This window comes from Companilactobacillus furfuricola (assembly GCF_003946325.1).
GTDB classification, from domain to species: domain Bacteria; phylum Bacillota; class Bacilli; order Lactobacillales; family Lactobacillaceae; genus Companilactobacillus; species Companilactobacillus furfuricola.
Genome location: NZ_RHNT01000028.1, coordinates 1 through 11494, shown reverse-complemented (window position 1 = coordinate 11494; position 11494 = coordinate 1). Strand labels below are relative to the sequence as shown.

Annotated in this window: 13 protein-coding genes; 8 read left to right on the top strand and 5 right to left on the bottom strand. The window is 39.4% G+C overall.

What is annotated here, in order from left to right; translation table 11 throughout:
* Positions 1 to 5: 5 nt before the first annotated feature.
* Positions 6 to 338 (top strand): phosphoribosyl-ATP diphosphatase, encoded by a 333-nt coding sequence (hisE, locus tag EKM78_RS08120; protein ID WP_125771171.1) that lies wholly within the window; start codon positions 6 to 8, stop codon positions 336 to 338.
* A gap of 8 nt (positions 339 to 346) precedes the next feature.
* Positions 347 to 1420 carry a histidinol-phosphate transaminase gene (hisC, locus tag EKM78_RS08115; RefSeq protein ID WP_125771169.1) on the top strand — a complete coding sequence of 358 codons (1074 nt, stop codon included), beginning with the start codon at positions 347 to 349 and terminating at the stop codon, positions 1418 to 1420.
* A 253-nt stretch (positions 1421 to 1673) separates the two neighbouring features.
* Here the strand turns inward: hisC and EKM78_RS12695 are convergent, their stop codons facing one another.
* Positions 1674 to 1829: a hypothetical protein gene (locus tag EKM78_RS12695; protein WP_164507262.1), complete on the bottom strand. Its 156-nt coding sequence runs from the start codon at positions 1827 to 1829 to the stop codon at positions 1674 to 1676.
* Positions 1830 to 1966: 137 nt separating this feature from the next.
* A complete protein-coding gene (locus tag EKM78_RS08110) occupies positions 1967 to 2146 on the bottom strand; it encodes a hypothetical protein (protein WP_125771167.1) in 180 nt (59 codons plus the stop codon).
* Positions 2147 to 2439: 293 nt separating this feature from the next.
* On the opposite strand from EKM78_RS08110, the gene EKM78_RS08105 reads away from it, so the two are divergent.
* From EKM78_RS08105 to hxlB, 3 genes are read left to right on the top strand one after another with little or no spacing between them, the layout of a single operon-like run.
* Complete coding sequence (locus tag EKM78_RS08105; RefSeq protein WP_125771165.1) at positions 2440 to 3774, top strand: dihydrolipoyl dehydrogenase family protein; 1335 nt, start codon at positions 2440 to 2442, stop codon at positions 3772 to 3774.
* Between the two features lie 23 nt (positions 3775 to 3797).
* A complete protein-coding gene (hxlA, locus tag EKM78_RS08100; protein WP_125771163.1) occupies positions 3798 to 4445 on the top strand; it encodes a 3-hexulose-6-phosphate synthase in 648 nt (215 codons plus the stop codon).
* Entirely contained in the window at positions 4438 to 4977 is a 540-nt protein-coding gene (gene hxlB / locus EKM78_RS08095; RefSeq protein WP_125771161.1) for a 6-phospho-3-hexuloisomerase, read from the top strand. Before hxlA ends, hxlB begins: the two co-directional genes overlap by 8 nt.
* A 271-nt stretch (positions 4978 to 5248) precedes the next feature.
* On the opposite strand, the gene EKM78_RS13110 is transcribed toward hxlB, so the two are convergent.
* The 3 genes from EKM78_RS13110 to EKM78_RS08085 form a co-directional block, all read right to left on the bottom strand.
* The gene (locus EKM78_RS13110; protein WP_245995015.1) at positions 5249 to 5518 is read right to left on the bottom strand and encodes a hypothetical protein; all 270 of its coding nucleotides are present in this window, start codon (positions 5516 to 5518) and stop codon (positions 5249 to 5251) included.
* A gap of 6 nt (positions 5519 to 5524) precedes the next feature.
* Entirely contained in the window at positions 5525 to 6223 is a 699-nt protein-coding gene (locus EKM78_RS08090) for a MucBP domain-containing protein (RefSeq protein ID WP_245995013.1), read from the bottom strand.
* A 325-nt stretch (positions 6224 to 6548) separates the two neighbouring features.
* Complete coding sequence (locus EKM78_RS08085; protein WP_125771159.1) at positions 6549 to 8777, bottom strand: ATP-dependent Clp protease ATP-binding subunit; 2229 nt, start codon at positions 8775 to 8777, stop codon at positions 6549 to 6551.
* Between the two features lie 303 nt (positions 8778 to 9080).
* Here EKM78_RS08085 and EKM78_RS08080 point away from each other — a divergent pair, with 303 nt between their 5' ends.
* The 3 genes from EKM78_RS08080 (at position 9081) to EKM78_RS12690 (ending at position 11360) form a co-directional block, all read left to right on the top strand.
* On the top strand, positions 9081 to 9347 hold the full coding sequence (locus EKM78_RS08080) for a phosphocarrier protein HPr (protein WP_125771157.1): 267 nt from the start codon (positions 9081 to 9083) through the stop codon (positions 9345 to 9347).
* A complete protein-coding gene (gene ptsP / locus EKM78_RS08075) occupies positions 9347 to 11068 on the top strand; it encodes a phosphoenolpyruvate--protein phosphotransferase (protein ID WP_125771155.1) in 1722 nt (573 codons plus the stop codon). The genes EKM78_RS08080 and ptsP overlap by 1 nt, the downstream gene beginning before the upstream one ends.
* A gap of 142 nt (positions 11069 to 11210) precedes the next feature.
* Positions 11211 to 11360, top strand: coding sequence for a hypothetical protein (locus EKM78_RS12690; protein ID WP_164507261.1), 150 nt, complete (start codon positions 11211 to 11213; stop codon positions 11358 to 11360).
* The last annotated feature ends 134 nt before the right edge of the window (positions 11361 to 11494 follow it).

The window sequence follows — 11494 nt, the reverse complement described above, 5'->3', positions numbered from 1 at the left end:
AAACTATGCAAAATTTAGATGAACTATATGAAATGATCGTTGACCGGAAAAAGAATCCTAAAGAAGGTTCATATACAGACTACTTATTCAACAAAGGCTTGGATAAGATCTTGAAAAAAGTGGGTGAAGAATCGACTGAAGTAGTCGTGGCCGCCAAGAATCCTGACAAACCAAGAGGTGACGGTGAACTAGTCTATGAATCTGCCGATCTGCTATACCACCTTTGCGTCCTTTGGGTCGAACAAGGCGTAACTTTCGACCAGATCAAAACAGAACTCGCTAAACGGGAAGGCTTGATGAGCGAATACAAGGACCGTCCTGAAATCAAAGATCTCTAGGAGGCAGCATGAAAAAAGTAATCAAAGAACTAAAGCCATACGTCCCGGAAAAAACTCTAGATGAAATGAAATCTGAATTAGGTTTATCGAAACTAGTGCGCTTGTCCGCCAATGAAAATCCTTACGGGACTTCTAAAACAGTCAAAGATGCTGTCGTCAACTGGGCTTATTCGCAAAGCAATCGTTATCCTGACAGTGATGCCACCGAATTACGCCAACTGATCAGTCAAAAATTCGACCTTGATCCAAAGCAAATCGTTTTCGGTGTGGGATTAGACGAAGTCATCGTCATGTTATCGCGAGTATTCTTAGAACCAGGGGATGTTGAATTGATCTCCAGTCCGACTTTTTCAGAATACGCATTACACGCTGAGATTGAAGAAGCTAAAGTTGAAAAAGTTACTGTCTTAGCAAATGGTGGTATTGATTTTGATAGTATGCTTAAAGCAATCACTCCAAAAACTAAGTTAGTGTGGATCTGCAATCCCAACAATCCAACAGCCACATTTGAAACAGTCGCTGACATCGAAAACTTCGTCAAACAAGTACCAAAAGAGACTCTAGTCTTGATCGACGAAGCGTACATCGATTTCGTAACAGAAAAAAATCCCTCAGCCATGGACCTAACGAAAAAATATTCCAACATCGTAGTCATGCGGACCTTCTCCAAGGCCTACGGCTTAGCAAACTTCCGTGTAGGTTACGCCGTATTTTCCAAAGAAGTGGCCGAACAAGTGCAAAAAACGCGTTTACCATACAACGTAAATTCAGTAGCCCAAGCAGCAGCAACAGCGGCTTTCAAAGATCAGTCATTTGTCGATGATATAGTTAAAAAAAATGCAATCGAACGAGCTAAAATGCAAGAATACTTCGACAAATTAAACATCAAGCATTATCAAAGCCAAGCAAACTTCATCTTCTTCCAATACGAAGAAGCAGACAAATTAGCTCAGTATTTATTAAAAAACGGATACTTAATCAGAACCGGCTTATTACCAAACTGGTTAAGGATCACCGTAGGAACCAGTGAAGATAATGATAAAATCAGAGAGCTGATCAATAAGTATTTGAAACAAAGTTAAGCAGCCAAAAATAACGCATCAAAAAAAGATGCGTTATTTTTGTATTCAAATTACATAGTAAGTTCATAGACCACGAAAAAGATCCGGGTTTTATGGTCCTGGGTTGAGGGTTACTAACAATCAAAATATTTGAGATAGACATGTGATAAATAGGACGCGCACAAAGTGCCAATTTGCAGAAAATAAATCGGTAAAACTCAACCCAGGGAGGATTATTTCACTATCTAGACGGAGGGGCCCGGGGATACAGCCCTCAGTGGTGAAATTTCTCTTGGTGACGAAGGAACCTAGAGAAAGGTGCAGTTTTGAAACAAGCGAGCGCCCTTTGCTCGATTGGTTCAAAATGTGCCCACCACGTTCCAGTGGCTGTATCCCCGGGTCCCGGAGTCGGCATTGAACGTACAACCAAACTACTACCTCCACCCCAAACGACCAATAAAACATTAGAACGCAACAAAACAAAACGCCTCTGTCCGCAAAGATCTCTTACATTTCGATAAAAAAAGCAATGCACCAAATAAGTGCATCGCAACAAAAACAAAAATATTAATCTTTATTTTTACGCAAATACCAATATCCCCAAACAGCTGAAACCAACGACAAAACAAGAGAAATGATTCCCAAAACAACCAGGAGTTCTTTCGGAACGAAGGTATTGCTCAGCAGTTTTGTCAAAGATAACAAAACAATTGCCAGAAACAAGAAAACAACAGGTAATACTTTCATTATTGCACCCCCATAATATTAATCAACTAAACTATCGACAGTAACAACAGCAAAATCCAACAAGTAGATAGCCATTTAATAATCCAATAGCTTGTATTTCCATTAAAACAAATGTTTTTTTTGTTTCAAATAATAATTAGTTTTATATTAAGAAATACAACCAAAAACAGACGAACCCAAACAATTCAGTTAAATATGAATAGTTTATCAAATCAAGATAATATAACTTTCATATTTTTTCCAAATGAATTACATTAATGGTATATATACAAATAAATTAATGGAGGGATTATATGGATTCGAACTTTGATTTTGATGTACTTTACATTGGCGCGGGTCACGCCACTTTTGACGGGGCTGCACCATTAGCAGAAACTGGCGTAAAAGTCGGCGTTGTAGAAAGTGGTTTAGTTGGCGGAACTTGCCCGAACCGTGGTTGCAACGCAAAAATAGCTTTAGATGAACCAGTCAAAATGGCTCGTGAAAATGAACGAATGAGCAATATTTTAGATGGTGAGATCAAAGTTAATTGGACGAAAAATGTTGAACATAAACAAGAGATCATTGATCCACTTCCAGAGAATTTGACGGCACGGCTTGAAAATGCCGGAGCAAAAGTTTTTCACGGCAAGGCGAAATTTGTTGACGAACATACAATCAGTATCGATGATAAAAAGCAAGTCACCGCTGATAAGATTGTTATCGCTACTGGTTTAAAACCACATCGCCTTGACATTGAAGGAACCGACTTAGCACATGACAGTGAGGCATTTATGAATTTGCAGACATTGCCAAATAATATCGTGATCATTGGCTCGGGTTACATTGGTATGGAATTTGCGACTATCGCCAATGCTAGTGGTGCTAACGTCACGGTCATGCTGCATTCAGACAAAGTGTTACGTAAATTTTATCAACCTTACGTCCAACAAGTCGTTGATGATTTGAAAAAACGTGGCGTGAAGTTCATTGAGAATTCAAATGTAACTTCTTTTGCCAAAAAAGCTGACCAATATCTCATCACATATGGTGACAATCAAATTTTGACGACTGATTGGATCTTAGATGCGACCGGAAGGATCCCTAATTTGGAAAGCTTGAACCTAGAGCAAGTCGGTGTTAAGTACGATAAAACTGGAGTATTGGTCAATGATCACCTGCAAACTAACGTTGAAAACATTTATGCAGCAGGAGATGTTATTTCTAGCGATCAACCAAAGGTAACTCCTGCAGCTTATTTTGAATCAAAGTACTTAATGCAATTGTTCTCTGGCCAAACGACTGATCCAATCGACTTTCCAGTCATTCCATCAGTCGTCTTCACCTCACCAAGAATCGCTAAAGCCGGTATTTCCATCGAAGAAGCTGAAGAAAAAGGTTATGATATTTCAGAAAATGACCTAGCTAACTATTGGTATTATCAAGTAGATAAGGAACCAATTGCTTCAAGTAAGCAAATTCATGATAAAGAAGGGCACTTAGTAGGTGTAACCGAGATCAGTGAACAAGCAGAAGACGCGGTCAACGCCTTACTTCCAGCTATTGAGTTCAAGATGGATCGCAAACAAGTCAGTCGTTTGATCGGTATTTTCCCATCCATCGGCTATGCAGCATGGCATCGCGCATAAATTTTTTTAAAAGGAGAAATACAATGAAATTACAATTAGCAATCGACTTAGAAGATATTGATGGAGCAATCAAATTGATCGACAAAACCAAGGACTATGTTGACGTATTTGAATACGGAACACCTTTGGTGATCAACTTTGGATTGGAAGGACTCCAAAAGATCCGAGATAAATTCCCTGACATCACTTTATTTGCCGACCTAAAGATCATGGACGTTGCCCCATATGAAGTAGCCCAAGCTTACAAATACGGAGCAGATATGACAAGTATCCTCGGTCAGGCTGAAGACCAATCGATCAAGGATGCCATTAAGGGTGCTCGTGAAGCTGGTAAAAAGATTTTGGTAGATATGATTGCTGTTCGAGACATTGAAAAGAGAACCAAAGAAGTTGATGAAATGGGAGCTGACTACGTTTGCACCCACACTGGTTATGACCTTCAAGACCTAGGTGAAACACCATTTGAAACTTTCCACAAGATGAAAGCTAATACCACAAAAACTAAAACAGCCGTAGCTGGTGGGATCAAGATCAACACAGCAGATCAAATCATTGCCGAAAATCCCGATCTATTGATCGTGGGTGGAGGCATTGCCACAGTAGACAATCCAACAGCTGCCGCAAAGACGATCAAAGATAAAATCATCAAAGCAGGAAAAGCCGATGAATAACTTTCAAACTATTTCTCAGGAATTGACCAAAGCCAGTGAAACTTTTCCAGACGCAAAGAATTTCATGAACTTGATCGATAACTCTCACAAAATTTTTATTTACGGGTTAGGTAGATCTGGTCTGGCTATCAAAATGTTTGCTATGCGACTGTCTCAAATGGATTACCAAGTAAACGTGGTAGGAGAGATCACTAATGACCCAATTGACGAAAATGACTTATTGATCATAGCTTCAGGTTCAGGCGAGACTAGTCAGGCAGTGTTAATGGCTAAAAAAGCCAAACAATTCAAAGCAAAAGTTGCTTTGATAACGACCAAACCCGATTCAACAATCGCCAAAATAGCCGACGAAGTCCTTCAATTAGCCGGCAAGGTTAAAGGCGAAATGCAAGAAACTAAAACTATCCAACCAATGGGCGCATTATTCGAACAATCCGTCCTAATATATTTAGACGGGATCATCTTAGAACTCATGAAAAAAGATGATCGAAGTGAAGAAGCGATGTTTGCTCATCATGCTAATTTAGAATAAAAAAATAGAGACATCGCAACAAAAATCGATGCCTCTATTTTTAATTTTTCATGGATAATACTAACGTTAATAAGGATTGAAAAATGTGAGAAATGAAGTTATCAAAAAGTGTGATCCAATTACAATGAATTGGCAAAACTATACTTAAAATCACATCGTATTTAAATTAATGAAATGAATAATCAACTAGTCGATAATAATTTTATCCTTGCCACACCCCTGTACCTGATCTTATTCAAAAAAAGACAGCCTCGCTGGCTGTCCCATTTAACTACAAATTCAAATACTTACTTTCAATGTAATTCCCATTATCCAATTGAGCCCAAACACTGTCATTGTCCAGCTGCAATAACTTCTTTACATAAACTGACTGTCCACCTTGATATCGGGTACTAATAATAGTCCCGTAAGGGGTTTCCCAAGTGGTGATATCTTGATTATCATAATACAAAATCTTGACCTCACGATTAATATCCATACTATTGATAACCGAATAAGTGAAGCTGATATTATCAACGGTTGCACTTAATGGGCTATCCAACAGCTTTTACTCTTCAGAAAAATGATTGATTGTAAATGTCTTGATATCTTCATTACCTGAGATCCAAATATCGCCACCAAGATTGTACCAAACAGTTTCATTGTAATGTTCCTGCACAGCTTTAAAAACCCGCCAAGTGGTGTCATAAGGCAGTGGCTGCGACAATGGAGATTGACTAGCAGGTTGCTCATAAACAGGGACGTTGTTATTCGTTTGAATGAACAAATTATCTGCTACTTCATAGTCATCCATTTGCATCGTGTCGTAAATGAATTCATATTCTTGTACTTTATCTGAAAAACGTCCAGTCACATCTTTAGGATAATCTACTAAAAAATTTCTTGCTTCTTCAAGCGGCTGTGCTTGATAGCTCTTATTGAGATCTCCCGTCAAATATTGTGGATCAGCGATCAGTTCCCCTTGAGTATTGCGGTGATAAACGATCACCGGTGCAGCGATCTGTGTAAAGTAGATCAAGTAAATGCCGTCTGAATTAGGAATGAAAGTTTGTTGGAAATTTTGGATCGAAGATAAAACGTAACCAGGAATAGTCTTCCAAGGCATTTTTAAATTATCCAAGTAGTGACCAGTTAAAACTGTGGATTCAGCTAACTTATTTCCATTTGAATCAATATAATGAACTTCGATCTCGATATCATCTCGAGAAATTTTTTTAACGTTACTTTTAACTAAGTTATTTTCCATAGATTTTTTCCTATTATGAGAGCCGAACAATTTGCGTGAATGTTTCCCCATAATAATCCCTTCTATAGCAATTAGATTAGGGTAATTCTACCATATGGAAAAAGCCAAACTGCTAGTTTCAAAGGGAATATAATTAACATTAAGAAAACATAAAAAAAGCTGAAGAAATTTTTAATTTCTTCAGCCTATTTTATTGGAAACGAGTTCCAGGAGATAGCGGCCTCCGGTTTAGAAACTATCAGCGAGCACTGCTTCGCAGCACTCTAGAGCTGATAGTCCCTAAATCCTCAGCAGCTGAGCATCTCCTTACACTCTCTTTTATTTATTATTTGCTTGGTGTAGTTGTAGATGTTGTTGCCGGAGCAGTTGCTGCTTTGTCGATCACGATATCGCCTTTAACTAATTTAGCTTCAAGTTGCGTATCGTTCGGATTATTCAAGTAGTAATCGGCAACTTTATCTTCAATTTGCTCTTCGATAACTCTTCTAAGTGGACGAGCACCCATCTTAGGATTGTAACCTAGATCAACTAATTTCTCTTTAGCATCTTTTGTTACGTGAATTGAGAGTCCTTGATCAGCAATCATGGCGTTAGTATCTTCAAGCATCAAGTCAACGATCTTGACTAAGTTTTGTTTAGTCAATGAATTGAACTCGACGATACCGTCAAATCTGTTCAAGAATTCTGGTTTGAAGTAATCGGACAACTTATCCAAAATTGAATGTGTATTGCCTGATGATTCAGCTCCAAATCCAACGCTAGCCTCAGACTCATCGCCTTGACCAGCATTAGAAGTCATGATGATGATTGTATCTTTAAAGCTGACAGTTCTTCCTTGTGAATCTGTTAAACGACCATCATCAAGGATCTGCAAGAACATGTGCATTACATCAGGGTGAGCTTTTTCAACTTCATCTAGTAAGATCAAGCTGTATGGGTTACGACGAACCTTTTCCGTCAATTGGCCGGCTTCTTCGTAACCAACATACCCTGGAGGCGAACCGATCAATTTAGACACTGAGTATTTCTCCATGTACTCAGACATATCGAATCTGATCATTGAGTCTTCCGTTCCGAAAAGCTCTTTAGCTAATTGCTTAGCTAATTCAGTCTTACCAACACCAGTAGGTCCTACAAATAGGAAGGAACCAATTGGACGACCTGATTTGTTGAAACCGACTCTGTTACGACGAATGGCTCTAGCGACTTCGCCAACTGCCTCATCTTGTCCGATCAAATGAGCTTTGAGATCAGGTTCAAGATTCTTCAATTGTGCTTGTTCGTTTGATTTCAATTCACCGACAGGGATGTTTGTCTTTTCTTCGACGATCTTTTCAATGTCTTTTTCAGTAACGGTTGAATTTGTTTCTGGTTCATTCTTGGCATTATCTTTCATATCTTGGAACTTAGTTACTTGGTCACGATAGTAAGCAGCTTTTTCGTAATCTTCATTACGTAGGGCAGCTTGCTTTTGAACTTCGGCATCGGAGATCTTGTTGTCAATATCCGACATGTCAACGTGATTGATCTGTAAGTTCTTCTTTGAACCAGCCTCATCGATCAAATCGATTGCCTTATCAGGGAGGAATCTGTCTTGGATGTATCTAGCAGATAATTCAGCAGCACCACGGATAGCTTCTTCAGAGAATTTAACGTGATGATAATCTTCGTACTTAGGTTGCAATCCTTTTAAGATCTGGATCGTTTCATCAACAGAAGGTTCACTTACTTGAACTGGTTGTAAACGACGTTCAAGAGCGGAGTCCTTTTCAATGGTCCGATATTCATTTAAAGTAGTTGCACCTACTAATTGAAGATCACCACGGGCTAGGGCAGGCTTCAAAACGTTTCCGGCATCCATTCCGCCTTCAGCGTTACCAGCTCCCACGATCTCGTGAATTTCATCAATGAATAAGATGATGTTTTGGTTCTTTTGTAATTCTTGGATCAGTTGTTGCATACGTTGTTCAAATTGACCTCTAACACCGGTTCCTTGAACTAGTGAAACAACATCTAAACGGATGACATGTTTTTTATTTAATTTTTCAGGGACATCTCCGTCGACGATTTTTTGTGCTAATCCTTCAACAACGGCTGTCTTACCAACACCAGCTTCACCAATCAAAACTGGGTTATTCTTAGTTCTTCTATTTAATATTTCAATTACACGGTTGATTTCTTTATCACGGCCGATAACTGGGTCTATTTGACCTTTTTTAGCTTGTTCAGTCAAATCAACACCGTATTGGTCAAGCACACCGTTTCCTTGACGACGACCACCACGGTTGCCACCGCCACCTAAACCGGATTGTGTTTGGGGACCTTGTTGTTCAAAACCATTTGGTTGGCCTTGACCACCATTCATTGCATTGAAGAGGTCTTCAAAACTAGAAAAACCGTATGGATTTCCTGCCATATTATTATTACCCTCACTTGCTTGATTTCTTAATTTCTGATAGCAGTCTTGGCAAAGATTTACTTCGGTACGTTTGCCGTTGACGCTCGTATATAAGTGAATAGTTGCCTCATTCTTGTGGCAATTCTGACAGAGCATTCGCACCCCACCTTTCCTTATTTCAGAATACACCGATAGTATACGATTAGCACTCGAGGTATGCAAGTGCTAAGGCTTGGAATTTCAAAAAAAATTATTTCTACTATAATAATGTCTTTTTAAAAAAATAATATTTAGTAATTTTCATTACTTGCTTGAAAGCGTTATATAACCAATGATATTAGGCTCTAGCCGACTTAAACTGATAGAAAATACTTGAGAACAAAGGTATATAATGGTAAATTAAAAGTTGAAGATTGTAGAATATCTACATAATTTTTAGAATATGAAGAGGTATTAACTATGGAAAACAAAGACTTTCACATTATCGCAGAAACAGGAATCCACGCACGTCCAGCAACAATGTTGGTTCAAACAGCCAGCAAATTCAGTTCTGACATCAACATTGAATTCAATGGTAAGTCAGTAAACCTTAAGTCGATCATGGGTATTATGTCACTCGGTGTTGGCCAAGGCTCAGATGTAACAATCACAGCTGATGGTGACGATGCAGCAGATGCACTTTCAGCTATTTCAGAAACAATGACAAAGGAAGGACTTGCTGAATAATGGTTCAAACTATCAAGGGAATTGCAGCCAGTGATGGAATTGCCACTGCGGAAGCTTACCTTTTAGTTCAACCAGATTTATCTTTCGACAAGAAGTCTATTTCAGACGCTGATGCAGAAATCAACCGCTTGAAAGATGCTATTGCAAAATCAGACGATGAGCTTACTAAGATCCGAGATATCGCTAAAGAGTCTCTCGGTGACGAGGAAGCTCAAGTTTTTGATGCCCACAAGATGATTCTAGCTGACCCAGAATTTACTGGGGCCGTTGAGCAACAGATCAAGGATCAAAGCGTTAATGCTGAACAAGCACTTAACGATGTATCGAATAACTTTATCCAAATTTTTGAAGGAATGACTGATAATGCCTACATGCAAGAAAGAGCTGCCGACGTTCGTGACGTTACTAAACGTGTGATGGCTCGCTTGTTAGGTGTTGAGTTGCCAAATCCTTCACTGATCGACCGTGAAGTTATTATCGTTGCACATGATTTAACTCCTAGTGATACCGCACAACTAAATAAGAAATATGTTAAAGGTTTCGTAACTGACGTTGGTGGTCGGACTGCTCACTCAGCAATTATGGCTCGTTCACTTGAACTACCTGCTGTTGTAGGAACAGATTCCATTACTAAGGATGCTAAAGATGGTGACAAGATTATCGTTGACGGTCTTAATGGTGCTGCCATTTTGGATCCATCCGATGAAGATGTTAAACACTATCAGAAGTTAGCAAGTGACTTTGCCGCCGAAAAGGCTGAATGGGAGAAACTTAAAGACGAAGCAACAGTTACTGCTGATGGCAAACATTTTGACGTTGCCGCAAATATTGGTACACCAGATGATCTTGATGGTGTTATTAGTAACGGTGCTGAAGGTATCGGTTTGTATCGTACAGAATTCTTGTACATGCAATCAGATGAGCTTCCAACTGAAGATGATCAATTCGAGGCTTACAAGAAGGTCCTTGAAGGTATGAAAGGCAAGCCAGTGGTTGTCCGTACGATGGACATCGGTGGTGACAAGCACTTACCATATCTTCCTCTACCTGATGAAATGAACCCATTCTTAGGATATCGTGCTATCCGTATTAGTTTGGATCGCCAAGATATTTTTAGAACACAATTACGTGCTTTACTACGTGCTTCGGCATTTGGTAATTTACGGATCATGTTCCCAATGATCGGTACTCTTAATGAGTTCCGTGATGCTAAGAAGGTATTCGAAGAAGAAAAAGCTAAGTTAGTTGCTGACGGGACTAAGGTTTCTGATGATATCCAGTTGGGTATGATGATGGAAGTTCCTGCAGCTGCTGTTTTGGCTGACCAATTTGCTAAGGAAGTTGATTTCTTTAGTATTGGTACTAATGATTTGATTCAATATACTATGGCTGCTGATAGAGGTAATGATCGTGTGTCTTACTTGTATCAACCATATAACCCTTCTATTCTTAGATTGGTTAAGCATGTTATTGATGCTGCTCATAAAGAAGGTAAATGGGCTGGTATGTGTGGAGAGGCTGCTGGTGACAATATTATGGTGCCACTGCTTCTAGGCATGGGACTGGACGAGTATTCTATGAGCGCAACTTCTGTTTTACGTGTTCGTAGTTTGATGAAGAAGTTGAATGCTGGTGATCTTAAGGATCTGGCAGAACGTGCTGTTACTGAGTCGATTACAAATGATGATAATAAGAAATTGGTTGAGGAATATCTCAAGTAGTTTTTTGATTGATGCTTCGGTCTTATGGACCGAGGCTTTTTTTATTGCAAAGATGTAAGAGAGCTATGGCAGACAGAGGAGTTTTGCTTGGGGCACGTTTTGTTAGTTTGTTTGGTTTGCTGGGATGGAGGTAGTATTTTGGTTGGTACGTTCAATGCCGACTCCGGGGCCCGGGGATACAGACGCTGGAACGTGGTGGGCACATTTTGAACCAATCGAGCAAAGTGCGCTCGCTTGTTTCAAAACTGCACCTTCCTCTAAGCTCCTTCGTCGCCAAGAGGAAACAGGTTAAGATAGGTGAGTAAGTTAATTCTTGACGGAGAATTAATTTACTCACCTTTTTTTGATAAGGTGAATGTGAGATGTACGCCGTAAGTGAAATTGGCACTTGATGCCGTAGAGGAAACTGGCCATTTCGCTAAGGTC